Genomic DNA, 24,580 nt, shown 5'->3' on the forward strand with positions numbered 1-24,580 from the left:
GTGTACGAGCTACAGATCAAGGATATAACATATAAAACGATTCTGACTCAAGTCAACTTTGACTGGATTCAGGGAGAAAAACTGGCTTTGATGGGAGCGAACGGTTCAGGAAAGTCTACTTTAGCACGAATTCTTGCAGGACTTATTCAGCAGGAGTCCGGCGAGGTAGTTCTTGATCAAAACGGAGCAATCCATTCTTGGCATGACTACCCGCATTGGAAAATGATTGGGTTTGTTGGGCAGCATCCTCGTCGGCAAACCATCGGGGCTACTGTTGCTGAAGAACTCGGTTTTGGTCTATTAAACCAGGGTATGAATGCGGCGGAAGTAAAAAAAATGGTGAAATTGCTCGCGACGCAGATCGGGCTTCAAGAGCAGTTGTTACAGTCACCTGCTACGCTTTCAGGGGGTGAAAGGCAACGGTTAGTGATTGCAGCAGTCCTTGCTCTTCAACCCGCTTTCATAATTCTTGATGAATCGATTTCTATGCTTGACCTTAGAGCAAGGAAACGGGTCTTCGATCTACTTGATACCCATTTGGGAAGCGATAAGGAGAGCAACCGGGAATCAGGATTGGGTCAACTTTGGATAACACATGATCCTGAGATTGCGCTAAAGGCGGATAGGCTCCTCGTGCTTCAGGAAGGCATAATCGTTGAACAAGGTAACCCCAGGGATATTCTTGCTGATGATGAACGGTGCAGAGAGTATGGAATTAGAGGTTTGAAAGAATCCTCCTTCCCCCAGAATATTTCAAAGGATCCTATACTGAATGCTTCTCGTCCAAAAGCTCGGGCTGAGGTTTTACGTTGGCAGAAGGCTGAATATAAAAGTAGGGTTTGGATTGACCAGGTTGTTAAAAGGAATGAATTTATAGGTATCATTGGGCCGTCTGGGGCAGGAAAGACAACCCTATTAGAAAGTGGATTAGGATTAGTAACGCCTTTTAAAGGGAGATTCCAGGCATTCGATGATGAATCTGTACCCATCCCTTCAAAGCAACTACGGAACAAAATACGACTACTTCAGCAGGAGGCAGGAGAATATCTTCTGGGTCGTACGGTATATGATGAAATATTTTATACAGTAGGCAAAGGAGAGCGCGCCAGAAGTAAGGAAATACATGAACAATATTTAAATCAGATGAGTATTCCTAAAATTCAATGGCAGCAGGATCCCCTGCAGATGAGTGGGGGCGAGCGACAAAAAGTGGCACTGGCTGCAGCCTTGACGACGAATCCAGGAATACTTCTCTTTGATGAGCCACTCATCGGGTTAGATCGTCAGGGAAGAGCGAACTTTAAGGCATTCATGAATGCGTCTAAGAATAGCTATACCATTCTTTATGTAACGCATGATCTAGAAGAAATTTTAGATATGGCTACACGGTTATGGCTCATTGAAAATGGGAGAATTACATTCGAATGCGAAGTCGGAGACCATTTTTTGAAGGAACGAGAACGTTTCCGAAGTGCAGGGGTGAAATGCTGAAAGGGTGTTTACGGAGATGAATCTTGAAGTCTACTATGCGACACAAAGTCCCCTGCACACGTTAGATGCGCGCTTAAAGGTAGCTGCTTTGTTTTGGATATCGCTTTGGATAACCTGGAGTACTTGGCAGGGGCTTTTTATTCACATGCTTGGGATAATTGTCGTGATGAGATTAAGCCATTTGCCCTTACAAATTTATAAATCGAGTTTTTATGCTTTTTTGATGTTGAGTGCCTTCTATATTCTTGCCACAGCTTGGACGTGGAACCCCAGTGAAGTTTTTTGGCAGGGACACTGGTCAATAGACGATATTGGGGATACAGGCATCATCTTGTGGCGTATTGCACTTATTTTTATACTTACTCGGATGTTTGTGGCGATCACGCCAGCACTAGAGCAGGGAGTGGGTATAGCCTACTTTTTTACCCCCTTAATCAAAATATTCCCGAAGAGTGCAGATTTCGTACTCATCTTAACGTTAACCTTGCGTTTTGTCCCCGTATTGATGGAGGAGGCTCAGCTTTTAGGAAAGGCAAGAATTCTTAAAGGAGCTTGGCCGATGTCTCTATTTCACAAAGTTATTGAAGTGTGTCGCTTGATTCCTCCACTTTTGATTTTAAGCTTAAGGAGAGCTGATGAGCTCGCTGAGAATCTTCTTGCACGGGGATATACCTCAGGAACTTATCAGAGTGTTAGCTTTGGGGAGTGGACCCGAATTGATCAAAGGGGAGTCAATTTTTTAATTCTTTGGCCGTTTATTATCTGGGGAAGTGAAAAGCTAATAAGCTATATATTGAAATAAATTCACATCTCTTTAGTGGGGATCGCTTGCCAGATCAAGTGAGTAATATCAGTAGTAAGTTTCATCACGGTATGAAGACGAGTACACTGGAGAATCTGCAAATCTAAGAAACCTCCAACATTCACCGTCCCAAGGATTGAGAGGTCACCTACAGGAGGGAGATCTTTCTGGACGCCTGATCCAGGTTTTAACGGAGAGTTGGCTAGACTTATCTTTCCAATATCCTCAAGTCGGCCTAAACTAGCATCAATAGCGAGGATAAGATCAGGCTTATAAATAGACCTGACCTTTTGAAGTTCGAGGGCTAGGTTTTGAGCATGAAGGGGTTCTTCAAGTGTTCCGCAAACGGTATATCCTAATCGTTGCAAATTTGTGCCAATTAGGGGGCCGAGACAGTCTCCTGTGGCACGATCCGTTCCAATGCAAGCGAAGACAATATTTTTCCGATCACTTAATTCTTTCAACGTTAAAATAAAAGCTTGCTTATCCTTATAATTAAAAGAGGAGAAGGTATTAAATGAGGTTAAGATGTTCCTGGCATCTTTCGAAATGATTTTCACCTCCATAAATAAGTGCTAGGCAGAATAAAAATAAGAGCTATTGTCAGAGATAGCTCTTATTTTTATTGTATAAATGAGGATGAAATTATATGCTTCAAACCTGAGAATACATAATGACGAATGCACATAAGATTTAGAGTTTGAAATGGAGAGGTTGTTAGAAAATAGATAAGAGGGAAGAAAGGAAGAAAATATTGATGGAAAAAATTGGTTGAATATTCGAGTTATACTACAGTATAATGAGCACGGTTACAAAGTATAAAGGAATGTACTCATGTGAAGCAATGACCTGTAACTGGTTTTTTCTAGAGGAGGGGAAAGATTTGATCCCAAAAATATGTCCTTATTGTTTGAAGAGTTCCTATTCATCTTATGATGATCCGGAATGGATTTGTCCTTATTGCGGGAAGAACATAGGTCATAAGAGCAATGAAAGAGGCAAGATTCACGAATTTTTAGCGATAAAAGACAACTCAGAGGATAATAGTACCTTTGATAGGAATTAGCCAATTGTGCAATAAGGAGAGTAAGAGAAATATGTTCAGGAGAAAAATCAACCTTTTTTTGCATCTTAGTTGGCTAGCTGCTTCAATCTTGTACCTAGTAGAACGTCCGCAGATTTCGCTTGGACTACAACTTGGAGTTATCGTGTTTCTATATTTAATCGGTCGTTATTTCGGTAAAATATATATTCAATATGTTAATGTAAGGACACAGAATAAAGAACTGAGGGGTATTTATTCGGGGTTTATCCAAGATATGGAGCACGTTTTTGCACTGTATCAGAACGTAGAGTCCTTACCTATTTCAGAACAATATGCTGCGATTAGTGAGATGATTTGTCAGCGAGTCCTTAAGATGAGTGCAGTTGAGACGGTTTTTGTTTGGCTGGAACCTTCTAAGACCTTGCCGATGGAGATCGTTGCAATGCCTGTGGGAGTTGAACTAATCAAAGAAGATATGTCCGAATGTATTGAGAAGGTATGGGGAGAGGTTAAGCTCGAGCCTTTTATAAAGAGGGTATTTATAAGCGGACAGCCGTACTTAATCATTCCCATGATAACGACTTCCAGTAAATATGGTGTCATTGGAGTGAAATGTGACGTGAAGGCAAGGAATATAAATCTCCAAGTCAAGCAGATTGAGGTTATAGCAAAATGGAGTAGTACGATTATAGAGAGGCTCTGCATAGATACGGTGTTCGTTGACTGCATGATTAAGGAAGAACGAAAACGAATTGCAAACGAGATTCATGATGGAGTTGCACAGAGATTATTTGGCGTTACCAGTGCAGCCTATGCCCTAAAAGCCAATGGGAAGTTTTCTGAAACGGGGATTAGAGAACAGTTAGATGTCATTTCTGATTCAGCCAATAAAGCCATGCAAGAACTGCGTCTTATTATCTATGGCTTAAATCGTCGACAAGAAACACAAATTAACTTTTTTGAAAATATTAAGGAATATCTCAGCGATGCTGCTCATTTGAATCAAGTTGATATTAACGTTGAGCTACGCGGTAATGAAAATAAGTTAAATCTAGCTAATAAAAGATCAATCTTCCGTATCATTAAAGAAGCAACTGGAAATGCGATACGACACGGGCATTCGACACAGATCAATGTTCGATTAGAGATTGATGTTGAGAGTTTAAAGTTAATCATTATAGATAATGGCCAGGGCTTTAATTCTAATGCCTTAGACGATAGAAGGTTGGGTCTCGGTCTTAAAAACATGGAGAGTTTAACATCAAAACTTCAAGGAGATTTCATAATGGAGAGCAGCGTAGGTACAGGTACGAGTATACAAGTGAGAATACCCTTAAATCGAGTCCGCAAGAGCGAGAAGGACAATCCGCTTATAGGGGGTGTTGCTTCTTGAAAATATTAATTGTTGATGATTATCCTGTGGCACGCCAGGGAATTGCTTCAATTCTTTTAACACATCCCAATATGGAAATTGTGGGTATTGCTTCAGATGTCGCCGAAGCAATACAGGCTCTTGAAACGACTCAACCCGAATTAGCGTTGATTGATTTAAGATTAAGAAATGAGTCGGGGTTAGAAATCGTTCGTCTAGCTCGGGAGAAGGGTATTGATTGTAAATATATTATTTTAACTTCGTCTGCAAATCGGGAGGATTTTCGTATTGCGAATGAAGAGGGAGTCAATGGGTATCTTCTAAAAGTAGCTTTGCCGGAGGAGATTTTAGCAGCAGTACAAATCGTAGGGCGGGGGCGGAAGTATTATGACCCAGGAATTACAGAACTCATGTTAAAGGCTGAGGATTTGGACCCTGTCGAACAGCTCACGACAAGGGAACGTGAAGTCCTTATTCTTCTAGGAGAAGGGTTAAGTAATAAGGAGATAGCAAAAAACTTATTTGTAACGGAGTATACAGTAAAGAAGCATGTCAGCCAGGTTCTCGCTAAGTTAGAGTTGAGTGGAAGGACGCAGGCTGCACTTTATGTGAGTTCGAAGGGATTAGCGTAAGATGTCGATAAAATAGAGCGGCGTAAACTTGTTTTCACACGAGTTTGCGCTTTTTTTATTGTCATTAAGCGCTCATCAATTCTACTTTAGTATACCTTTGTGGAGAGTCATTAGTACTACTCAAGATTACATCAATAAGCCAGTGAAACGTATCCATTGGGATGGAGAAATTGGATTAGTAAAATTAGATAATAACAACAGAAGTTGAGCGCTAATCTGACGAGAACAAAATCAGATCCGAAAGGACCGATAAAATGATCATTCCAAAGAACGTAAAAAAACATCTCAGAATTTATTGTACAGTTGGGTTGATGACTTTAACAACGTTAAGCATAGGCGAACTGACTAGACCCTCTTATGCCTTGATCACAAGTACGTCACAAACTTCAATAAGCTTTTCAGCAGCAGCTTCTTTTCCTCAAAAGGAGGTAATTGTCCCAGTACAGGAACTAGCCCCTTCTCAAACATCCGAACAACCTAATGAAGGAGCAGTCGAAGAGCAAAATCTCGAAACAGAAACAACTATAGTAGATGCTCAAGTATCAATTAACCACGATGGAGAAAACCCAAATTCAATGGAATTAAGCCAAGAGACAGAAAGTGAGATTAACCAAACTACGACTGAAGGGGCTATTAACTAACAAAACTTCAGTTGAGAAAAGTGAGGGTTTAAAAGATGAAACGGGCTTTAAAGTGGGGCGGCAACATTGTCACGGTGATCCTGGGAGTGGCGCTGATCCTGACCGTGTATGCATCGGTTACTTCTAGGATGAATAACGGTACGCCAAAACTATTCGGTCATCAGATGTATGAAGTACTTTCGGGATCCATGGAGCCAGGAATTCATACGGGCTCTGTGATATTCGATAAGCCAGGTGTAGACGTAAAAACCCTTAAGGAAGGTGATGTAATCACCTTTAAAGCAAAGGATGACCCTAAGATGCTGATCACCCACCGAATTGTACGGGTTAAAACCCAGGATGGAGCGCCAGCATTTCAAACAAAAGGAGATGCGAACGATGTTGTTGATAAAGACCTTGTACCAGGGGGTAATATAGTAGCTCAATATAATAATATTACAATCCCTTATTTGGGTTATTATCTCAACTTTATGAAATCAAAGAATGGCATTTTGTTTTTGGTCATAGTACCGGGCATATTTCTGATACTGAGCACTATGATAAGCCTGTCTCGGGAGATCATTAAGCTGGAGAATGATAAAAAGACTGATAAAACAGAGGTATCATCCCATGTCTCCTCAGAGAATGCCACTAAAGTCTGAATTACCTTCCACTCGGTTTGAACACTTCTCGACAGGCGAAGAGGAGGAGAAAATCCATTTCGTTAACGTATGAGAGGTTCAAATAAAAATAACCCTTTAAAGGGTAAAAATTAAGGGGGAAATTAAAAATGAGTCTCAAGAAAAAACTCACAATGGCAGTCCTTACCACAACACTCGGAGCTACAATTGTAGCCGCAGGATCCTTCGCTTACTTTACAGATGACACTACTAATACCAACAACACATTCAAAGCAGGTACCGTAGATATCGCTGTTAATGGAGAGTCCGGTTTCGATGGAACAATAGCAAACTTGGCTCCTGGAGATGGCGGAGTAGATACCTTTACTCTTGATAATGCTAAATCTAGTCTAGATGTACAGTACACAGTTACAGCAACTATTGGAGAAGGTGCTGATACCCTTATAAAAGGAGATGCAACTCAAGATTTAGCTCTTACTATTCAGAAATCCACCGATGGAACTACATGGACTAATGTTGATACGACAGGTGCGACATGGTATCCAATGGCAGCGAAAGGTTCTGAACAATATAAAATTTCGTATAGTTTGCCAACTGCTACAGGGAATACCTACCAAGGAGATAGCTCCTCAGTTCAACTTACTTTCCATGCTGAGCAAACAGCTAACAATCCAAAATAAACTATCCTGAACCAAAAAAGTAGCACAGACTCCAATAATTAATAACCAATGGAATTCCGTATGTAATCAAAGATTCACTGTTCGACCGGATGCTTAGAGCGTTGAATGGTGGAGTGATGTACAGATGGTAACAATCACTCAAAAACGGTGGCTTTTTAACCACCGTTTTTTAATAGGAGGTAAAGGATGAATAAAAAAATTCTTACGTTAATCCCAACTGGAGTATTGGCAATCAGTTTGATTGTTGGAGGTAGCACATATGCCTTTTTCTCGGACACAGCTACGAACTCAAACAAGACCTTTACTGCGGGGACGGTGGACATCGATTCGTATCGGGATGGTTTTGATACCATTCCTGGTCCAATGTTTTATACAACTCCATCAGAGGGTGCTACTCCTACAGAACCATCATATGATGGACTTAAACCTACTGGACTATGGGCACCAGGAGATACACACATTCGGTCATTAGTGGTCTATAACAAAGGAAGCTTGGATGCTGCAATTAAGCAAGTGAAGGCAGAGATAATTTCGGATAATAAAAATATGGCTTCACAAATGGATGTGGCAGTATATAAGATTTCGCCTAAATACCTTTCAGATGGAACACCGTTTGCTCCCATACCAGGCGATGATACGCTTGATCAACCTACATTAGATTGGGTAAGCTCAACTTTTAATCCATTTATCTTAGGAGGACATCATTTTTTTGGGACTGATGAGCTTGCTCAGAAACTAATTGAGGCTCAAATTCCGCTAATAGTAGAAAAGCTTTGGAATGGTAGCCTTACAGATTTGACTACTAAATATCAAGATTTAAGTAATGGACAAGAAGTTGTTCTAAAAAACAAAACGGTGTTACCGTTCACTAAACAGGGTGCACTTCTTGCGTTCGTCGTTCATCTAAATAATAATGCAAATAATGGCTATCAAGGTGCAGAAGCCAAATTTGGATTTACCGTAAATGCGATCCAAAAGTAAATAGGTCGAGTCATCGAATTTTTAAACTAAACGTAATATGAGCCGTAAGATAGGTCTTACGGCTCTTTCAAAATAGTTCCAGTACTCCATATTAACTTGATAATATTCACTTCTGACATACACTCAATAAACTTGAACTTTTTAGTGGATCTGTAAGATTTGAAAAATTCTTATTGAAGCACCTTAGATTGGATTGTAAAGGATGGTAAAAGTCATGCAGATAAAAAACAAATATTTTATCTTCTTTACTATCGGAATACTGGCAGTGTTTTTAGCTAGTTTTACTACGCTTTTATTTTTATTCCCTACGAGTAGCGTATTCGCAGTAGAAACATCAAAAAGTAAAATTAAAGATCTTGTAATTACTATTTCTCCAACAAAAGAACTCTTGAGGGTTAAAAATATGGCACCTGGAAACATGGTGATTGCCCCATTGAGAGTAATGAATACGGGTAAAGAGGACTTTTCCTATGATATTAGCAATGAGATGGAGTCTGGAGATATGTTATATAACGAACTTGATCTAACAATAACCGATCAAAAGGGTAAATTGCTTTATTCAAAAAAGTTAAAGGATCTAAAAAATCTTGAACTTGGCAAGTTAAATATTTCTCAGAATGAGACCTTTAATATATCTGTAGGCTTACCAATAGAAGCAGGAAACGAATATCAAGGAACTCATACTTCAGTTAAATTTGTACTAAACGCCCATCCTTTAAAATGACGTAGAAGGGGTCGTATCCCTTTAAATAAATTAGTTATATTGGAGTAAACATAGGTTGTGTAAGTTTAAGTTCACAAAGAAATATGAGCTTGCTAATCTACTATAGAAACTTAAGAGATTTGATTTGTCTTTCGAGATATTTTTGGAGCTCATATTTTTTTGAATCAAAGGAAAATATTGGGTCATCAAAAATGAACGAATCCCCCCACAGAACAGCATGATCGCTAACTCCTATCTTACAAGGATCAATATCAAAAGGTGGCGGTAGAAAAATACAGATCACTCTCGTGACCTGTAATTATAGTGAACGTCCTATTTGCGTTTAACTATTTCTTTCAGTGCTCTTACCACAAATCGAATCAAGCCGTTGAAGAAGCGCATCCATCGAGCGGATGATTTGCGGGTTCAAAATAGTTATGGGTGCTCCACAAGTCTTGCATTGAACAGCTTCGAGCTCTTCACAACCGAGTAAGGGAACTATTTCAAAGCCATGTCTTGAATTACATTTTGGACATTTTTGTTCAGCCATATTTTTATACCCCCTATAGCATGGATATGCTATAGGGGACGAGCCTATTCTTACTTTATATTAAAGTTGGGTTTGGCTTTTTGACTAATCCTGATACATTGCCTTCAGAAAATTCACGGCAGAAGTGTCAGCTAGAGTTGCAATGTCTCCAAGTGCTCGACCTTCAGCAATATCTCGAAGGAGCCGACGTATGATTTTCCCACTTCGGGTTTTGGGAAGTTCAGCGGTGAAGAAAATGTCCTCAGGTCGGGCAAGCGCACCGATTTTCCTCACGACGTGTTTTTTGAGCTCGTCGATGAGCGTAGGATAGATTTCGCTCCCTTCTTTTAAGGTGATAAAGGCAGTAAGGGCTTGCCCCTTGATCTCATGGGTTTTGCCGATTACGGCTGCTTCAGCAACTAATGGATGATCAACGAGTGCGCTTTCCACTTCCATCGTTCCAATACGGTGCCCTGAGACATTAATGACGTCATCGACTCGACCGAGTACCCAAAAATTACCGTCTTTATCCCATTTTGCCCCGTCTCCTGTAAAGTAAATGCCCGGCCATTCTCCAAAATACGTTTTTTCAAAGCGTTGGGGATCCCCGTAGATGTTACGAAGCATTGCAGGCCAGGGTTCACGGATGGCAAGGTAGCCACCGCCTCCCTTGGGGACAGGTTTGCCCGTTTTATCGACGACTTCTATCTTTACCCCAGGGAAGGGGCCCGTACAAGATCCAGGTCTTAGAGGAGTTATTCCGGGTAAGGGTGCCATCATAATCATCCCAGTTTCTGTTTGCCACCAGGTGTCGACAATCGGGCAATGCTCGCCACCAATATATTTGTAGTACCACATCCAGGCTTCCGGATTGATGGGTTCACCGACGGTGCCAAGGAGTCGAAGGCTGGAGAGATCCCGTCTTTGTGGATAGCTTGGGCCCCATTTCATAAAACTCCGAATGGCAGTCGGAGCGGTATAGAGGATACTGACTTGGTATTTTTCGATGATTTCCCAATACCGGTCTTTATTTGGATAATCGGGGCTCCCTTCATAGAGAACAACCGTAGCTCCGTTAGCCAGCGGTCCATAGACGATGTAAGAGTGTCCCGTAATCCATCCGACATCGGCAGTACACCAATAGACATCCTCTTCTTTTAAGTCAAAAACCCAGTCATGAGTGGTCGAGACTCCGACCATATATCCGCCAGTGCTATGAACGACTCCCTTAGGTTTTCCTGTAGTTCCGCTTGTATAAAGAATGAAAAGCATATCTTCTGCATCCATGGGTACAGGAGGACAATCTAGAGAAGCTGTTTTTAGGGCTTCGTGGTACCAGATATCACGGTTTTCTTGCATATTCACCTGATGAGCTGTACGCTGAACAACGATGACGTGTTCAACGCATGTTACGTCCTGAAGCGCGATATCGGCGTTTTCCTTTAAAGGAACGATGCTTCCCCGACGAAAGCTGCCATCTGAGGTAATGACGACTTTGGCTTGAGCATCATTGATCCGATCCCGTAAAGCATCAGAGCTAAATCCACCAAAAACGACGCTGTGTGGAGCACCAATACGTGCGCAGGCCAGCATTGAGATGACGGCTTCTGGAATCATAGGCAAGTAAATTGTAACGCGATCGCCTTTACCTACACCCAGAGATTTAAGGACGTTGGCCAATTGGGAGACTTCACGGTGGAGGTCCTGGTACGTAAGAATTCGACTATCCCCATTTTCGCCTTCGAAAATAAGCGCTGCTTTATTTCGGTGCCAATCTCGTAAATGACGGTCAAGACAGTTATAAGAGGCATTGAGTTTTCCTCCAAGATACCACTGGGCAAAGGGAGGAGACCATTCTAAGGTCTTTTTCCAAGGCTCGAACCAATCGAGGCGCTCGGCTTGCTTTTCCCAGAAGCTGAGGTGCTCCTGACCCATTTCATAGATTTCAGGAGTACGAATGTTAGCTTGAGCTGTAAACTCCGAGGTGGGTTTAAACATCCGATTTTCTTGTAATAAAGATTCTAACCGTTCCTCCTGCATAAAATCCCCTCCTCAACTTTCTCGGCAAACATTCTCCCTAAAATAAGCGTTTCTTTTTGCCGAGCTTCTTTTATTGATATTCTATCAAGAGATGCGGAGGAAATTTACGTTGTGAAGATGAAAGCACTCGCGTTGAGGGTTAATGGTCTAAAAAGTTAAGTTATTGGCTTCACAAGAGACAGAATAGTCAGAAAATAAAGCGCGATTTGAGCTCCTCACTTTACACCCCTTGACGCTTAGCAGCTAACCCTATATCATTCTTTCAGGAACTTTAAATTAATTCATTTGGAAGTGTTTTGATGAGAAATATACGATTAACCGTAAGTTATGATGGCACAGCTTATCATGGATTTCAACGTCAGCCAGAATTCCATGGACCGACGATTCAAGGTAATTTAGAATCCGTATGGAAGAAGTTGGTTGGAGAAGAAATTACGCTTAATACTGCGGGACGCACGGATACGGGCGTGCACGCGACGGGGCAAGTGGTTAATTTCCTGACGACAGCTCCAATACCGGATGAAAAACTCCCCAAAGCATTTAACAGTTTGCTACCACGGGATATTCGCATTCTCGAAGCTCACACCGTTGCGGAAGAATTTCATGCTCGTTATTCAGCATGCTGGAAGCGTTATGATTATAAAATTGATAATCGGCCCATTGCAGATGTCTTTACTCGTTTGTATTCATTGCATGAGCCTATTCCCTTAAGGGTTGAAAAGATGAAACGTGCTGCCCGATTACTCGAAGGAAAACATAATTTTAAAGCTTTTTCTTCGGCTGGAGGAGTGAGTAAAACCTTTGAACGTAATTTATATGTTTGTCGAATCCAAGAGGAGGGAGGAATCCTTCAGATCACCTGTATTGGGGATGGATTTCTGTATAACATGGTGCGAATCATTGTTGGAACCTTGATCAATGTGGGGAAGGGTTGGCTTCAACCCGAAGACATTCCGGATATTCTACAGAGCATGGATCGAAAGCGGGCAGGAATTACAGCACGGGCCCGGGGGTTGACTTTAAGCTATGTCCATTATGGAGAAGAAAGCCCTTTTGATATTTATCCTGAGTATCTTTATAGCCAAAAGGAACATTAAAAAGGATTCCAAATAGAGAATTTCTGGACATTGACAATTCAATTTTGAGTGCTAATATTTAATTGAACTAATCTTCACATTGTTCCTTTATTGAATTTTATCTGTGATAATGGATAGGGAGGATAACAAATGTCAAGACCTATTAAGTGGCGAACAGTAGAATTCGTTCCTGAAAATAAATGCTTTGCTCCATGTCCAAAAGGAAACTGTGATTCTTGCAGCGATGCTAAAGAAATCCAGCTTAAAATAGAAGAATTAGAGGCAATGAGGCTTAAAGATATTGAAGGTCTGATTCAGGAGGAATGTGCCGAAAGAATGCAAGTGTCTCGTCAAACCTTTCAAAATATTATTGATGAGGCAAGAAAAAAGGTGACTATGGCACTGGTTGAGGATCTACCGATTTATGTTGGAGGAGGAAATTATACAAGGAATCCATGTAAGTTTGAATGTCTTAAGTGTGGTAAAGAGACTGTAGTCTCTTTTGAGGAAGAAGTTAAACAATGTTCCCATTGTGGTTCCGAAAATATAGTTTGTTATAAGCATTGTACAAAATGCCAAAAGTATACTCATAATTAACACGAGTTTCTTATTTGAAAGACTACGGAAGTGGTCTTTTTTTAATTCGGGAAATAATATGAGCAGATTTTAGAGGATGAGATAATAGTTTATTGACATATGCCAATAAAGGACGTATTATATAATTCAATAAAGGGCATATGCCATTTATTGAATATGAGTTTTTTCTCAATGTTCATTGAATCGAGGGAGATGATACTTTTTGAAAAGTGACGCATTATCTGAGGATTGGCAAATGATTGAGGGATTAAAAACAATCAAGGAACAGATGGATGAAATCGTTCGAATGATGGAAAAGGATAGACCTTACGAGGAAATTATTATCCAACTCGAAGTGATTTATTCAGCGCTCTCGAATACGACATCGGCGTTAGCTCAATGTTATGTAAAATCATCAATGATTGAATCACTACAAAAAGGGGATAAGGATAAAAGCTTCGAATTTATAAAAAAGCCGATTGAAATCTTAATGAGAGTATCGGAACACTCGTCTCTACTAAAGCAACTTCAAAGTATAGAGGCATAATACAAGCTTGAGGAAGAAACATAGGGATCCTAGGGCAATTATGGAAGATCAAAAGGGAGAATCAGAAATTAAATGAATAGAGGTAAGAAGCTCGAAGATCCATAAACTTGCTTGTATGCGTAAGTTTATGGATCTAATTTTGTTATTGATGAAAAATTTGCTTCAATGGAGTAAAATTAAGGGGATAGGATTTGAAAAGGAGTATATATATGAAATATAGATTTCCCAGTCTTCTCGTTTTTGTGATGCTAAGCTTAATCGTTTTTTTAAGCGGATGCGGTTCGAGTAAGACAGCAAGTACGACAAGCTCTAATCCGCCAACAACGTCAGCTAATTCTTCAGCACAGACACAAAATCCATCCCCGTTAGATACCGCTTCGAAAACGGCTAATGGCCAGCTAACCACTCCAGTAGTTCCGGCTGCAACCTCAGCTCCAGAGAGCATGAATATTTCCTGGGTGGATGCAAAATCCGATGTACTGAATCCCATTGATGATAATCTAGATGGAATAATGGATGGTCATTTTCATCTCGCGCTACAATTACCTCAACCCGTCATGCTAGAATCTATTTTTATTCGGTATTCGGAGTTCGGGAAAGAGCTACGGTGGGATGGAATTTATAATAATCATCTAACGCCAGCTGGGTACAATCTATCAGTTTTCGAGAATGGGATTTTGGTTCCTCCTGGTCCAGATACAGGAATAAAAAAATCTGGACAGGTTGATCTCGATCTTTTTGCAGCTGGACTGAATAATGCCAAGGGAAGGGATACCTTTTCGTTTGATCCTGGAAGTCATTTTCAAATCGAATTAAACTATACCACGCAAGCGGGAGAACATAAGAAGTGGAGCGCTAATGTGATATCTCAATAAAAATTCACGAGGTGCTAATTCAAAAACATAGATCAAAAATCATAAATTACAGAAAGTAAGGAGAAAACCTTGACATCCTTTACACAATTTTATATTATATCAATATGAGTCTTTATGCTGTTTGATTATGATTGAGCCCCAGAAAGAATAGCATACGCTGAGGTGATTGAGCCCCACAGAAGCGAAAGAGACAATAGAATACGGAAAGTTTTGGAGGTAATATCATGTCCACGTTCTTTGCGAAAGCGAACGAGGTGGAGCGTAAATGGTATGTCATTGACGCTGCTGGCCTTGCTTTGGGTCGTTTAGCTACTGAAGCTGCACGCATCCTTAGAGGTAAACATAAACCTACTTTTACCCCGAATGCAGATGCTGGGGATTTTGTCATTGTCATAAACGCTGACCAAGTGATCTTAACCGGTCACAAATTGGATCAAAAATTGTATCGTCGTCACTCTGGATATCCGGGTGGCTTGAAAGAAGTTCCTTATCGTAGACTGATGGAAACTATGCCTGAACGGGCTGTTGAACATGCTATTAAGGGTATGCTTCCTCATAACAAGTTGGGCGCGAAAATGTATACTAAGCTTAAGGTATACCGGGGTTCTGAACATCCCCATCAAGCTCAACAACCCGAAACATGGACGATTCAATAAACGGGAAGGAGGAAGAATAACTCATGGCTGCAAAATTACAATATCAAGGTACTGGACGTCGTAAAAACGCAATTGCGCGTGTTCGTTTAATTCCTGGTGAAGGAAAAATTACGATCAATAAAAGAGATCTTGCTGAGTACTTCGGTAAGAAGACATTGGAAATGATCGTTCAACAACCGTTCAATGTAACGGATATGGTGGGTAAATATGATGTTATCGCTCTTGCTAATGGCGGCGGTACAACAGGACAAGCTGGGGCACTTCGCCTCGGAATTGCTCGTGCTCTATTAAAAGCTGATATTAGTTTACGTCCTGCTCTCAAACGTGCTGGTTTCTTAACACGTGACCCACGGATGAAAGAACGTCGTAAATACGGCTTGAAGAAAGCGCGTAAAGCTCCTCAATTTTCGAAACGTTAATTATCAGAAACAAAAAATCCTCAAACCTTTGTTGGTTTGGGGATTTTTTTGCTGGTGCGCCACGCATGGCGATTAACTAGACGGTGAAAGCCCATTCTGGGGGCATGTAGAGACCGACCTATAACACAAATAAAAAACGATAATCGAAATATTTAAATTAAGGATAATTATAATGTGGAAAGCAGCTTTACAGTTAAATAAGAAAATCCTCAAACCTTTGTAGTTTGAGGATTTTTAATTTTTATGTCAGCCTTTATTGCTTTTATAGGGGGGTGTTAAGAAGAAACTTTACGCTGCTCTGCACCAATGGCCTTAAGAATAAGCTCCATCGGACAAAAACCGGTAAGTGATGAAGTCATTAACATGATACCGACTAATCCGGTGAAGAGAAGCCAATATTTGCTCACAAAAACACCTAAAAGGACACTAGCCAATACAAAGAACCCTGCGATTAAACGAATCCATGATCCTTTGCCGTTTACAATGTACATAATTCCTTACACCTCCTCGACTACAATCTAAGCCCCTAGGGGTCAAGTTAAGAGTAAGATATATTGTACCGGAGGTCAAGAGGATATGGCAAATTATAGAAATATAGTTTTTGGGCCGTAAATTGGCTGCATGCTACTCCTTTTTTTACTTATTTAGCATAATTCCAAGCCCTTTTTCCATAAAGTTTTTACAGGGTAGGAGAAAAGGGAGGATGGGTATGAAACGGAAGCGCGTTGATTGGTATAAGCGGGGAAAACATCTTCAGTTGAAAAAATGGTACGTTCTTGCATTAATGGTCATCGCTTTATTAATAGGTGAAGTAGCGTGGAAGCTCTATCCTCATGAGCAAAAAAGTTGGAGTTGGACGGTAGGAAATCAGACTATCCTGATAGATGCTGGGCATGGTGGTGTGGATCCCGGAGCAGTGGGTAAGAATAGCTTAGAGAAAGATATTACTTTAGCCGTGTCTAAACGGGTGAAGGTTCTTGTGCAACAGGCCGGCGGTAAGACCATCATGGTGAGGGAAGAGGATGTGGACTTGGGAACTGCCCAGGGCTTACTAAAGCGAAAACGGGAAGACCTTGCGCAACGAATCCAACTGTCTAAGGATGAGCAGGCCGATGTATACCTAAGTATCCATGTTAATAGTTCGCCGAAAGAAACATTAACGGGTCCACAGGTTTTTTATTATGCGGATTCGGTAGAGAGCAAACTTCTGGCGCAATGTATTCAAGAACAACTTAATCTTTTGGCTGGAGGTAAGAGAGTCGCTAAAGGAAATCAGGAGCTATTTATCTTGAAAAAGGCAGATCAAGCGGCGGTTATGATTGAACTCGGCTTCTTGTCTAATGCGCAGGAAGAACAGAAATTAAATGACCCGAATTATCAACAGCAACTTGCAGTAGCAGTTTATCAAGGCCTTGCCAATTATTTAGGAACGTCGCAGAATTCACAGCCGTGAAAAAGAAGGAAACGCCCGTATTGTCCCGAATATTTAAAGAATCAAATTAATGAATGAGTAAAAGGCGTACTAGGAAGATGCAGGGGGATAGATCATGAGTTTTTTACCGGTGGTTTTATTTGTGCTCGGAATCATAGTACTGATTATGGCTTGGCGGCTAGGCAATCCACCGAATACAAGTCCTGAACTCTTAGCAGCGCTGAAAGGGATTGCCGGGGTGAAGCGTGATATTGGGTATATTCGCTCAGAATTGCAGGAAACAGGGGCACGCTTGGAGGAGCATGAGAGGCGAATCCAAGAACAGCCCATCGTGAATCGACAAGATCAACGGGAAAAGCAAAGTGGGCAGGCTGATCAAGAGGTGCAATTGGAGTTTTTGAAAGCATTACAACAACACACTGCACAGGAACCGATTTCCAATTCGATAGAGGATGTTGCCTTTACCCAAGATTTGGCTCCTCGAGTTATCTCTGATAAATATCGCGGGGTTATTGAACTTCATGAGCAAGGGTGGTCAACTTTAGAAATTGCAGGCCATCTTGCACTTAGTCAAGATGCAGTGAATATGGTTCTAAAAACATATCCCCGAGGTGGCCAACGATGAAATTGTCACGTCAATACTTGCTTGGGTTGGGTTCGGGATTGATTTTGAGTGCTTTGATTACGCTCCTTTTTACTCTTAGTATGACTGTGAGCCCAAGTACAGCAGGGGCTGATACAACTGAACTAACAACTCCATCCGTACAACAGCCTAGCGATTCGGCCCAGAAGACTTCAAGTTCTGAAAAATCTGGATCTGAGAATATAACTCAAATTCAAAAGAATTTTGTGATTCCCCCCGGTGCGAGTGCAGATAAGATTGCTCAACTCCTCCAAAGTGAGGGCTGGATTCAGAACAAAGATGATTTTTTGACCCTGGTGAAGGCTAAAAAGCTTGAAAAACGCTTTAAGGCAGGTACCTATGAACTTACACCTGGGCTGTCTATTGAGAATACCATCAATCAGCTTATTCAATAGATTGACTATTTTCCACTACTCCGTGTAAAAGCGAAACTTTTAAAAGGATTTTTACGTAGTATTTACGTAACATATGGTGAAGAGGAAAAAGCGAGTAGATTGGAGCGGCTCAAGAGATGGATGATTTGGATCTGATTCAACAGGTCCTCTCCGGGAAACATGAATATTTTGCTCAACTCGTTGAGCGCTATCAAAAACCTTTAATCTATTTCTTACGTGGGATTCTTCGGGATGAGGAGGAAGTTCTGGATTGTACTCAAGAAGCCTTCCTTGCAGCGTATCGTAATCTTTGGAAGTATTCATCAAAATATACGTTCCGAGCGTGGCTTTATACTATTGCTAGGAATAAGGCCATTGACCTATTGAGGAAGAAAAAGAAGGAATCTCCTGTATCCCTAAATGAGAATCTTATCGACCCTCAGGAGGGCCCGGAAGAAGTATGGCTTGCTAAGGAGCAAGCAGGTCAGTTGCAGGAGGTTCTAGATGAACTCTCAGAGCAATATCGACAGGCTTTGTATTTGAGATATCAACAGGAAATGTCTTATGAAGAGATGAGTTTAGTCCTGAATATCCCGGTTAGCTTAGTAAAGACTCATTTATATCGTGGTAAAGAGAAACTGCGTCAGATCCTGGAAAGGAGGGGGTTGGATGAACGAAATGGACAACTTGTGGGCCCAACTATTTCAAGAGGAACCCCTTTGTGAAGCTTCTCTGCAAAACTTGAAAACGGGAGTCATGGCACAGATTCTTGATCATCCGATCGATTTTCAAGCCAAGATCCTTATGGCGCAACGTCGGAAATGGGGAGCCGTTCTCCTAGCTGCTTTGGTGGTAGCAGGATTAGGCGTTTTTAGTCTGCTTTGGTTTCAGGGAGAATGGCTCCTGAGCATGATCGGATATGTACCAGGGTGGCTTCTACAACAGGGAAAGTTGTTTAGCCAGCTTATTATCGGTGTGGAGTATCTCTGGCAACTTTATGTTTGGCCTTTCTTGGGGGTGGCTATTGCCTGGGTTCTATTTGATGGAATACGAAATAAGATGCTGATAAGAGAGTAAAACCTTGATTCGATAATGACTGAGATTTTTCATATTGGAAATGGTTTGGAAATAGAAAGCTCAAAAAAACGAATGAGCAAAGAGAAAGAGAAAGAGAAAGAGAAAGAGAAAGAGATGGAGATATTCCATGGACGGAAATAAAAAGTTCATCAAGAACCAGGCTCAAATTCTTAGTCCGGAAGCATGGAAGCTTGCTCGTGAGATCGGAGAAAATCCAGAGCTAGGTTATCAAGAGTATTTTGCCGTTGATGCATTAACCCGTTTTTTAAGCCAGCATCATTTCAAAGTGGAACGACCAATAGCCGGATTAGATACAGCTTTTCTTGCTCGATTTCAAGGGAATAAACCTGGACCAAGGATTGCCTTCTTAGCGGAGTATGATGCTTTGCCTGGAGTAGGTCATGGATGTGGACATAACTTAATTGGAACTGCTAGTACGGGGGCAGGGGTAGTTTTAAGCAAGAGCAAAGAGTTGATGGGTGAGATTTGGATCATTGGAACCCCGGCTGAAGAAACGAGCGGAGCAAAAGTAACTCTGGTAGAGAAGGGGATTTTTGATACGGTTGATGCAGCCATGATGTTTCATCCAGGGAGTCAAAATGTCCCCGAGATTTCAACTTTGGCATTGGATGCTTTGGAATTCACCTTCCATGGACGTTCAGCACATGCGGTAGCAGCAGCGCAGTATGGGGTTAATGCCCTTGATGCGATGATCACCTTTTTTAATACCATTAAAATCTTAAAAAAACAGCTACCCGAAGATACACGGATCAATGGGATTATTACGGAAGGGGGTACTGCGCCAAACATTATTCCTGAAAAGGCTGTTGCCCACTTTTATTTGAGGGCGCCTAGGCGTAAGGTCTTGGATGAATTGCGGAAGAAGGTCATACAATGTGCCAGAGAAGCAGCATCCACGGTTTCAGCCCAAGTGACGTGGCGTCAATTCGAGTTTTCTTATGATGATATGTTGACGAACCGAACGATGGCAGAAGTTTTTGCTCAAAATCTGCGGGAATTAGGGATTAAGAGAATTGCCTCTCCTCAGGTTGCAATGGGCTCCGTCGATATGGGTAATGTAAGTCGGGTGGTTCCGGCCATTCATCCCTATCTTGCCTTGGGAAAAGGAATGGATATTCCCCATACTCGAGAGTTTACCGAGGCTGTCCTTTCTCCGGCTGGGGAGCATTTGCTTGTCTTAGCAATAGAATCTTTATCTTTGACTGGTTGGGATATTTTAAATGATCCTAAACTGTTGCAGAAAATTAAGAGAGAATTCTATCAAAGAAATCAAAGTTGAAAGCAAGTTTTAAGTGAATGGGGCGTACCAGAAGATTGTTTCTGGTACGCCCCATTCATTGTCATTACAATGGAGATTCCTATTTTGGTTGTTTGGCTCGGTGCAGCGTGTTTGTGAGTACGCCCGAAAAGATCAGTCCGAACGCAATGGCTCCAGCGAGTAGAAGAGTGCTGGTCGCGAGTTGAATACCCTCAGTATAGTTGTTTTCCATAAATCTACGGATGGCATCATAGGCCAAGCCGCCAGGGACTAAAGGGATAATCCCAGATACACTATAGAGGGTTGCTGGCATTTTATGAAAGCGCGCTAAGAATTGGCTCAGCGTCGCAATGCTAAATGCAGAAATTAGGGTCGCTATAAACATATTAGTCTGATAGTAGGTTATTAGGCCCATATAAAGGACCCAGCCGAACATACCGACTAAGCCTCCACTGGCTAAGGCGCGGCGAGGGACGTTAAATATAATCCCAAAAGCCATTGTAGCAATGAAACTTGAATAAAAAGTCGCGGCATTCATGACGTAGGAGCTCCTTTCATTAGCTAAGCAGAGAAATGACAACCGCAATTCCAGTTCCTACGGCTAAAGCTGTAAAAAAGGCTTCAGCACCGCGGGCTACACCGGAAACAAGGTCACCTGCCATAAGATCTCTAACCGCATTTGTAATAAGTACCCCTGGGACAAGCGGCATGACTGAGCCAATGATGACTTTATCAACGTCACAGTTCCAACCGAGATGGTATAAGAGATAAGCAATTATACCAATAACAAAAGAGGTTAATATTTCAGCAAAAAACTTAACCTCCACCATTTTACTGGCATTAATGTAGATCAAAAAACCTACTCCTCCAGCAAGCAAGGCAGGTCCAAAATCGACCCAAGAGCCACCAAAAATCATTGAAAAAAAACCGCTTGCGATGGCAGCTGCGAGGATTTGAAGCCAGGTAGAGTATAAGGGCTTGGTCTTTTCTATTTCACACAGACTTTTGTAAGCTTCACTGAGGGAGATATCACCACTGCTTATTTTGCGAGAAACATCATTGACCAATACAATTTTATTCAAATCAATCAGGCGTTCCGATATACGTAGAAATTTTGTCTGCTCGGCCTGACGGTTTTCGCCTTGGATGGAAAGGAAAATGCCGGTCGGAGTAACGTAACTATGGGCTTCAAAGATGGCACACGCTTGAGCAATACGATTCATTGTATCCTCAACTCGGTAGGTCTCTGCGCCACTCTGTAGCATCACTTTGCCTGCTAATAAGCAGACCTCCATAATATCAGGAATCGGGGCTGCCATATTATCCCTCCGTTTACTTTTGATATGGGATAACGTTATTCTACCATAAACAGATGAAGTTCATGAGAAGAAATCTTTTCAGAAGGAGTTGAATGTTTATGCGTATAAATGTATAATTATAAGAACAGGGTAAGGTGAACATCTGCACAAGGAGGTTAGAGTTTTGAAAGTTGGAATATTAGGAGCGACAGGGTATACAGGTCAAGAGCTAGTACGGCTTTTACAACAACATCCTGAGGCACAGATTATTTTTTTAGGTTCTTCTAGCTCAGCTGGTGCAACCTATGAAAATATGTTTCCTCAGTTTATGGATAGTCAGTTAGGTAAATTACAAGATGAGCAGGTTCCCGAGGTCGATGTTCTTTTTTGTGCACTTCCCCACGGCTTAACGGCTGCCCGCACGGCAGAGTGGTTAAAGCGTGGAATTAAAGTTATTGATTTAGGTGCAGATTTTCGGCTTAAAGATCCGGAAGTCTATCACACTTGGTATAAAATAGAACATCCTGCACCTGAACTGATTCCGGAAGCAGTCTATGGAATCCCGGAGCTATACAGGGAAGAGATTCGAGGAAAGTCGCTTGTTGCAAATCCGGGTTGTTTTCCAACAGCCTCGATTTTAGGCTTGGCCCCACTTCTAAAGAAAAATCTTATCGTCGCCAATTCCATTATTATTGATGCGAAATCAGGCGTTTCTGGGGCTGGACGAGGAGCATCGCTCGGAACGCACTTCAGCGAAGTGAATGAAAACTTTAAGGCTTACGGGGTTGCTGAACATCGCCATACTCCAGAAATTGAGCAACAATTGTCTCTGGCGGCTGGACATTCCTTCCGCGTGAGTTTTACCCCGCATTTAGTTCCCATGATTCGTGGGATCTTGGCAACAATTTATGCACAAGTCGAAGACGGGGTTTCAGAAGATACGTTACGGGAGTGTTGGCAAGAAGCCTATCAAGATGAGGAGTTCGTTCATATCCTTCCTCAGGGAATGTGGCCGCAAACGAAGTATGCTTTAAGTAGCAACCACGTCTTTTTACAACTCAAACTGGATGAACGGACAGGGCGGGTCATTATCGTAAGTGCCATCGATAACCTTGTAAAAGGGGCTGCAGGGCAAGCCATTCAAAATATGAATATTATATCGGGTTTTCCGGAAAATATGGGTTTAGGAGCCCGCGGAATTTGGCCCTAAGCAATATTGCTTAAAGGGTTAGCATTAAGCTAAGAACAAGCTTAGAATAGGGTAAGGGAAATAGGGGTGAAGCAGATGTGTGAAGCATTAAATCAACCATGGACATGGATTGAGGGGGGAGTAAGTGCACCCCAAGGGTTTCAAGCGACAGGTGTTAAGGCAGAAGTTAAATATAAAGATAAATATGATGTAGCCCTAATCTATTCAGAAGTACCGGCTCAAGGTGCGGGGGTTTTTACGCGGAATAAAGTAAAGGCTCATCCGTTAGTGTTGACTCAAAAATATTTAGAAAACGGAGTTGCGCAAGCCATTGTGGCTAATAGCGGAAACGCGAATGCATGTGTCGGCGAAGTAGGAGATCGGGCAGCTGAAGAAATGGCGAGAACAGTTGCTGCAGCACTCGGGATAAAGAGGGAAGATGTCCTTGTTGCTTCGACGGGGGTCATTGGTGTTGAAATGCCAATAGAACGCGTTGTACAAGGAATTGAAGACGCAGCAGAAATCTTAAAAGCGAGTGAAATGGAGCCCGCTTGGACGCCACTTAAGAAGGTTGAAAATGCGCATCAAGCCGCTCTAGCCATTATGACGACGGATACTGCCGTTAAAGAGTTTGCCTGTGAACTTCCGTGTCGTGAGGGTGTAATTCGTCTCGGAGGAATAGCAAAGGGTTCAGGTATGATTCACCCCAATATGGGGACAATGCTTGGATTTATTACAACTGATGCGAAACTTCCAGCAACTCAATTACAAGATCTGCTGCGGCAGGCCGTGGATCAGAGTTTTAATATGGTCACGGTGGATGGAGATACGAGTACCAATGATATGGTCTTATTTCTAGCGAATGGAGAATCTGGAATTACTCCAGTTGGCGAGGAATGGGTTGCTTTTCAGGAGATGGTGAATTCCTTATGTATTACTTTAGCGCAAGAGATCGCGCGGGATGGGGAAGGCGCCACTAAGTTCCTTGAGGTTCAAGTGAATGGAGCAACATCTGTGGAGGATGCTCGTAAGTTGGCGAAGTCGATCTGCGGATCGAGCTTGGTTAAAACTGCGATGTTTGGAGAAGACGCTAACTGGGGTCGGATCCTCGCGGCTGCAGGTTATGCGGATGCTGAATTTAATCCTTCTCAGGCATCGATTTATTTAGGAGATTGTTTAGTCGCTCAGGATGGCCAAGGAGTTCAGTTTTCAGAGGAAGTTGCTAAAGGGATTCTCACACAAAAAGAAATTAAAATTTCGCTGGTGCTCAAGGATGGAGAGGCTCAGGCAACGGCCTGGGGCTGTGATTTAACGCATGAGTATGTGACGATTAACGGGGATTACAGAACCTAAATTTGTGGTTAGATCTAAGCGGGTCGTGTAGCTTCTCCCCCATCCGCTCACTCAGCGCTCCGGGGCTGGCACCCTTGCTTCCGTAGGAGCTTCGCCAAACCCCAGGGTAATGGTAAAGGTTCGTCGCTCCTGTAAGTCCCGAACAGTCCAGTGAACTGTTCGCCCTTTAGGTTGCACCCGCGACGTCAGGCCTTCCATGGCCAAGTCCCCTGGCTACGCTAACCCACGGAAGCCTCGTGTACCTTACCTC

At 42.0% G+C, this 24,580-nt stretch carries 30 protein-coding genes; 24 read left to right on the forward strand and 6 right to left on the reverse strand.

Annotated features, from left to right (window positions below):
* On the forward strand, positions 1-1,491 hold the full coding sequence (locus DESME_RS01535) for an ABC transporter ATP-binding protein (RefSeq protein ID WP_006716366.1): 1,491 nt from the start codon (positions 1-3) through the stop codon (positions 1,489-1,491).
* Between the two features lie 16 nt (positions 1,492-1,507).
* Positions 1,508-2,293: an energy-coupling factor transporter transmembrane component T family protein gene (locus tag DESME_RS01540; RefSeq protein WP_006716367.1), complete on the forward strand. Its 786-nt coding sequence runs from the start codon at positions 1,508-1,510 to the stop codon at positions 2,291-2,293.
* Between the two features lie 2 nt (positions 2,294-2,295).
* Here the strand turns inward: DESME_RS01540 and yyaC are convergent, their stop codons facing one another.
* Positions 2,296-2,859: a spore protease YyaC gene (gene yyaC / locus DESME_RS01545; RefSeq protein WP_006716368.1), complete on the reverse strand. Its 564-nt coding sequence runs from the start codon at positions 2,857-2,859 to the stop codon at positions 2,296-2,298.
* A gap of 558 nt (positions 2,860-3,417) precedes the next feature.
* Between yyaC and DESME_RS01555 the strand changes: the two genes are divergently transcribed.
* The 7 genes from DESME_RS01555 to DESME_RS01585 all read left to right on the forward strand — a co-directional run bounded on the left by DESME_RS01555 (position 3,418) and on the right by DESME_RS01585 (position 8,988).
* Positions 3,418-4,731, forward strand: coding sequence for a sensor histidine kinase (locus tag DESME_RS01555; protein WP_167998818.1), 1,314 nt, complete (start codon positions 3,418-3,420; stop codon positions 4,729-4,731).
* Positions 4,728-5,342, forward strand: coding sequence for a response regulator (locus tag DESME_RS01560; RefSeq protein ID WP_006716370.1), 615 nt, complete (start codon positions 4,728-4,730; stop codon positions 5,340-5,342). The genes DESME_RS01555 and DESME_RS01560 overlap by 4 nt, the downstream gene beginning before the upstream one ends.
* 254 nt (positions 5,343-5,596) lie before the next feature.
* Entirely contained in the window at positions 5,597-5,983 is a 387-nt protein-coding gene (locus tag DESME_RS01565; RefSeq protein ID WP_006716371.1) for a hypothetical protein, read from the forward strand.
* Positions 5,984-6,018: 35 nt separating this feature from the next.
* Positions 6,019-6,624 carry a signal peptidase I SipW gene (gene sipW, locus DESME_RS01570; RefSeq protein ID WP_006716372.1) on the forward strand — a complete coding sequence of 202 codons (606 nt, stop codon included), beginning with the start codon at positions 6,019-6,021 and terminating at the stop codon, positions 6,622-6,624.
* A gap of 128 nt (positions 6,625-6,752) precedes the next feature.
* The gene (locus DESME_RS15290; RefSeq protein ID WP_006716373.1) at positions 6,753-7,283 is read left to right on the forward strand and encodes a TasA family protein; all 531 of its coding nucleotides are present in this window, start codon (positions 6,753-6,755) and stop codon (positions 7,281-7,283) included.
* A 186-nt stretch (positions 7,284-7,469) separates the two neighbouring features.
* Positions 7,470-8,264, forward strand: a complete 795-nt coding sequence (locus DESME_RS01580) for a TasA family protein (RefSeq protein WP_006716374.1) — start codon at positions 7,470-7,472, stop codon at positions 8,262-8,264.
* 214 nt (positions 8,265-8,478) lie between these two features.
* Positions 8,479-8,988 (forward strand): hypothetical protein, encoded by a 510-nt coding sequence (locus tag DESME_RS01585; RefSeq protein ID WP_006716375.1) that lies wholly within the window; start codon positions 8,479-8,481, stop codon positions 8,986-8,988.
* A 322-nt stretch (positions 8,989-9,310) separates the two neighbouring features.
* On the opposite strand, the gene DESME_RS01590 is transcribed toward DESME_RS01585, so the two are convergent.
* Both DESME_RS01590 and acs read right to left on the reverse strand, forming a co-directional pair.
* Complete coding sequence (locus tag DESME_RS01590; RefSeq protein WP_006716376.1) at positions 9,311-9,517, reverse strand: hypothetical protein; 207 nt, start codon at positions 9,515-9,517, stop codon at positions 9,311-9,313.
* An 84-nt stretch (positions 9,518-9,601) separates the two neighbouring features.
* On the reverse strand, positions 9,602-11,536 hold the full coding sequence (gene acs, locus DESME_RS01595; protein WP_006716377.1) for an acetate--CoA ligase: 1,935 nt from the start codon (positions 11,534-11,536) through the stop codon (positions 9,602-9,604).
* Between the two features lie 299 nt (positions 11,537-11,835).
* On the opposite strand from acs, the gene truA reads away from it, so the two are divergent.
* The 6 genes from truA (at position 11,836) to rpsI (ending at position 15,685) form a co-directional block, all read left to right on the forward strand.
* A complete protein-coding gene (truA, locus tag DESME_RS01600) occupies positions 11,836-12,633 on the forward strand; it encodes a tRNA pseudouridine(38-40) synthase TruA (protein ID WP_006716378.1) in 798 nt (265 codons plus the stop codon).
* Between the two features lie 129 nt (positions 12,634-12,762).
* Entirely contained in the window at positions 12,763-13,209 is a 447-nt protein-coding gene (locus DESME_RS01605) for a DUF134 domain-containing protein (RefSeq protein ID WP_006716379.1), read from the forward strand.
* Positions 13,210-13,411: 202 nt separating this feature from the next.
* On the forward strand, positions 13,412-13,735 hold the full coding sequence (locus DESME_RS01610; protein ID WP_025248603.1) for a metal-sensing transcriptional repressor: 324 nt from the start codon (positions 13,412-13,414) through the stop codon (positions 13,733-13,735).
* Positions 13,736-13,944: 209 nt separating this feature from the next.
* Complete coding sequence (locus tag DESME_RS01615) at positions 13,945-14,610, forward strand: hypothetical protein (protein WP_006716381.1); 666 nt, start codon at positions 13,945-13,947, stop codon at positions 14,608-14,610.
* A gap of 224 nt (positions 14,611-14,834) precedes the next feature.
* Positions 14,835-15,266, forward strand: coding sequence for a 50S ribosomal protein L13 (rplM, locus tag DESME_RS01620; protein WP_006716382.1), 432 nt, complete (start codon positions 14,835-14,837; stop codon positions 15,264-15,266).
* 23 nt (positions 15,267-15,289) lie between these two features.
* The gene (gene rpsI, locus DESME_RS01625) at positions 15,290-15,685 is read left to right on the forward strand and encodes a 30S ribosomal protein S9 (RefSeq protein WP_006716383.1); all 396 of its coding nucleotides are present in this window, start codon (positions 15,290-15,292) and stop codon (positions 15,683-15,685) included.
* Between the two features lie 275 nt (positions 15,686-15,960).
* Here rpsI and DESME_RS01630 read toward each other — a convergent pair whose 3' ends face one another.
* Positions 15,961-16,176 carry a YgaP family membrane protein gene (locus tag DESME_RS01630; protein WP_006716384.1) on the reverse strand — a complete coding sequence of 72 codons (216 nt, stop codon included), beginning with the start codon at positions 16,174-16,176 and terminating at the stop codon, positions 15,961-15,963.
* A gap of 218 nt (positions 16,177-16,394) precedes the next feature.
* Between DESME_RS01630 and DESME_RS01635 the strand changes: the two genes are divergently transcribed.
* From DESME_RS01635 to DESME_RS01660, 7 genes are all read left to right on the forward strand, one after another.
* On the forward strand, positions 16,395-17,138 hold the full coding sequence (locus DESME_RS01635; protein WP_006716385.1) for an N-acetylmuramoyl-L-alanine amidase: 744 nt from the start codon (positions 16,395-16,397) through the stop codon (positions 17,136-17,138).
* A gap of 94 nt (positions 17,139-17,232) precedes the next feature.
* Positions 17,233-17,742 (forward strand): hypothetical protein, encoded by a 510-nt coding sequence (locus tag DESME_RS01640; RefSeq protein ID WP_006716386.1) that lies wholly within the window; start codon positions 17,233-17,235, stop codon positions 17,740-17,742.
* Positions 17,739-18,155, forward strand: coding sequence for an endolytic transglycosylase MltG (locus DESME_RS01645; RefSeq protein ID WP_006716387.1), 417 nt, complete (start codon positions 17,739-17,741; stop codon positions 18,153-18,155). Before DESME_RS01640 ends, DESME_RS01645 begins: the two co-directional genes overlap by 4 nt.
* A gap of 116 nt (positions 18,156-18,271) precedes the next feature.
* On the forward strand, positions 18,272-18,859 hold the full coding sequence (locus DESME_RS01650; RefSeq protein ID WP_006716388.1) for an RNA polymerase sigma factor: 588 nt from the start codon (positions 18,272-18,274) through the stop codon (positions 18,857-18,859).
* Positions 18,804-19,211: a hypothetical protein gene (locus DESME_RS01655; RefSeq protein WP_006716389.1), complete on the forward strand. Its 408-nt coding sequence runs from the start codon at positions 18,804-18,806 to the stop codon at positions 19,209-19,211. The genes DESME_RS01650 and DESME_RS01655 overlap by 56 nt, the downstream gene beginning before the upstream one ends.
* A 15-nt stretch (positions 19,212-19,226) precedes the next feature.
* A complete protein-coding gene (locus tag DESME_RS16340; protein WP_282432822.1) occupies positions 19,227-19,352 on the forward strand; it encodes a hypothetical protein in 126 nt (41 codons plus the stop codon).
* Positions 19,339-20,511 carry a M20 family metallopeptidase gene (locus DESME_RS01660; RefSeq protein WP_006716390.1) on the forward strand — a complete coding sequence of 391 codons (1,173 nt, stop codon included), beginning with the start codon at positions 19,339-19,341 and terminating at the stop codon, positions 20,509-20,511. Before DESME_RS16340 ends, DESME_RS01660 begins: the two co-directional genes overlap by 14 nt.
* Positions 20,512-20,590: 79 nt before the next feature.
* On the opposite strand, the gene DESME_RS01665 is transcribed toward DESME_RS01660, so the two are convergent.
* Both DESME_RS01665 and DESME_RS01670 read right to left on the reverse strand, forming a co-directional pair.
* Positions 20,591-21,028 carry a threonine/serine exporter family protein gene (locus DESME_RS01665; protein ID WP_006716391.1) on the reverse strand — a complete coding sequence of 146 codons (438 nt, stop codon included), beginning with the start codon at positions 21,026-21,028 and terminating at the stop codon, positions 20,591-20,593.
* A 19-nt stretch (positions 21,029-21,047) separates the two neighbouring features.
* The gene (locus DESME_RS01670) at positions 21,048-21,809 is read right to left on the reverse strand and encodes a threonine/serine exporter family protein (RefSeq protein ID WP_006716392.1); all 762 of its coding nucleotides are present in this window, start codon (positions 21,807-21,809) and stop codon (positions 21,048-21,050) included.
* A 163-nt stretch (positions 21,810-21,972) separates the two neighbouring features.
* Between DESME_RS01670 and argC the strand changes: the two genes are divergently transcribed.
* The gene (gene argC, locus DESME_RS01675; RefSeq protein ID WP_006716393.1) at positions 21,973-22,998 is read left to right on the forward strand and encodes an N-acetyl-gamma-glutamyl-phosphate reductase; all 1,026 of its coding nucleotides are present in this window, start codon (positions 21,973-21,975) and stop codon (positions 22,996-22,998) included.
* Positions 22,999-23,073: 75 nt separating this feature from the next.
* Positions 23,074-24,330, forward strand: coding sequence for a bifunctional glutamate N-acetyltransferase/amino-acid acetyltransferase ArgJ (argJ, locus tag DESME_RS01680; protein ID WP_006716394.1), 1,257 nt, complete (start codon positions 23,074-23,076; stop codon positions 24,328-24,330).
* Positions 24,331-24,580: the final 250 nt, after the last annotated feature.

This window comes from Desulfitobacterium metallireducens DSM 15288 (assembly GCF_000231405.2).
GTDB lineage: Bacteria > Bacillota > Desulfitobacteriia > Desulfitobacteriales > Desulfitobacteriaceae > Desulfitobacterium_A > Desulfitobacterium_A metallireducens.

What these genes read in the sequence shown, in the direction of transcription:
- DESME_RS01540 (WP_006716367.1), top strand. Translation starts at nt 1,508, where the DNA reads ATGAATCTTGAAGTCTACTATGCGACACAAAGTCCCCTGCACACGTTA.
- yyaC (WP_006716368.1), bottom strand. Translation starts at nt 2,859, where the DNA reads ATGGAGGTGAAAATCATTTCGAAAGATGCCAGGAACATCTTAACCTCA.
- DESME_RS01565 (WP_006716371.1), top strand. Translation starts at nt 5,597, where the DNA reads ATGATCATTCCAAAGAACGTAAAAAAACATCTCAGAATTTATTGTACA.
- sipW (WP_006716372.1), top strand. Translation starts at nt 6,019, where the DNA reads ATGAAACGGGCTTTAAAGTGGGGCGGCAACATTGTCACGGTGATCCTG.
- DESME_RS15290 (WP_006716373.1), top strand. Translation starts at nt 6,753, where the DNA reads ATGAGTCTCAAGAAAAAACTCACAATGGCAGTCCTTACCACAACACTC.
- DESME_RS01580 (WP_006716374.1), top strand. Translation starts at nt 7,470, where the DNA reads ATGAATAAAAAAATTCTTACGTTAATCCCAACTGGAGTATTGGCAATC.
- DESME_RS01585 (WP_006716375.1), top strand. Translation starts at nt 8,479, where the DNA reads ATGCAGATAAAAAACAAATATTTTATCTTCTTTACTATCGGAATACTG.
- DESME_RS01590 (WP_006716376.1), bottom strand. Translation starts at nt 9,517, where the DNA reads ATGGCTGAACAAAAATGTCCAAAATGTAATTCAAGACATGGCTTTGAA.
- acs (WP_006716377.1), bottom strand. Translation starts at nt 11,536, where the DNA reads ATGCAGGAGGAACGGTTAGAATCTTTATTACAAGAAAATCGGATGTTT.
- truA (WP_006716378.1), top strand. Translation starts at nt 11,836, where the DNA reads ATGAGAAATATACGATTAACCGTAAGTTATGATGGCACAGCTTATCAT.
- DESME_RS01605 (WP_006716379.1), top strand. Translation starts at nt 12,763, where the DNA reads ATGTCAAGACCTATTAAGTGGCGAACAGTAGAATTCGTTCCTGAAAAT.
- DESME_RS01615 (WP_006716381.1), top strand. Translation starts at nt 13,945, where the DNA reads ATGAAATATAGATTTCCCAGTCTTCTCGTTTTTGTGATGCTAAGCTTA.
- rplM (WP_006716382.1), top strand. Translation starts at nt 14,835, where the DNA reads ATGTCCACGTTCTTTGCGAAAGCGAACGAGGTGGAGCGTAAATGGTAT.
- rpsI (WP_006716383.1), top strand. Translation starts at nt 15,290, where the DNA reads ATGGCTGCAAAATTACAATATCAAGGTACTGGACGTCGTAAAAACGCA.
- DESME_RS01630 (WP_006716384.1), bottom strand. Translation starts at nt 16,176, where the DNA reads ATGTACATTGTAAACGGCAAAGGATCATGGATTCGTTTAATCGCAGGG.
- DESME_RS01635 (WP_006716385.1), top strand. Translation starts at nt 16,395, where the DNA reads ATGAAACGGAAGCGCGTTGATTGGTATAAGCGGGGAAAACATCTTCAG.
- DESME_RS01640 (WP_006716386.1), top strand. Translation starts at nt 17,233, where the DNA reads ATGAGTTTTTTACCGGTGGTTTTATTTGTGCTCGGAATCATAGTACTG.
- DESME_RS01645 (WP_006716387.1), top strand. Translation starts at nt 17,739, where the DNA reads ATGAAATTGTCACGTCAATACTTGCTTGGGTTGGGTTCGGGATTGATT.
- DESME_RS01650 (WP_006716388.1), top strand. Translation starts at nt 18,272, where the DNA reads ATGGATGATTTGGATCTGATTCAACAGGTCCTCTCCGGGAAACATGAA.
- DESME_RS01655 (WP_006716389.1), top strand. Translation starts at nt 18,804, where the DNA reads ATGAACGAAATGGACAACTTGTGGGCCCAACTATTTCAAGAGGAACCC.
- DESME_RS16340 (WP_282432822.1), top strand. Translation starts at nt 19,227, where the DNA reads ATGACTGAGATTTTTCATATTGGAAATGGTTTGGAAATAGAAAGCTCA.
- DESME_RS01660 (WP_006716390.1), top strand. Translation starts at nt 19,339, where the DNA reads ATGGACGGAAATAAAAAGTTCATCAAGAACCAGGCTCAAATTCTTAGT.
- DESME_RS01665 (WP_006716391.1), bottom strand. Translation starts at nt 21,028, where the DNA reads ATGAATGCCGCGACTTTTTATTCAAGTTTCATTGCTACAATGGCTTTT.
- DESME_RS01670 (WP_006716392.1), bottom strand. Translation starts at nt 21,809, where the DNA reads ATGGCAGCCCCGATTCCTGATATTATGGAGGTCTGCTTATTAGCAGGC.
- argJ (WP_006716394.1), top strand. Translation starts at nt 23,074, where the DNA reads ATGTGTGAAGCATTAAATCAACCATGGACATGGATTGAGGGGGGAGTA.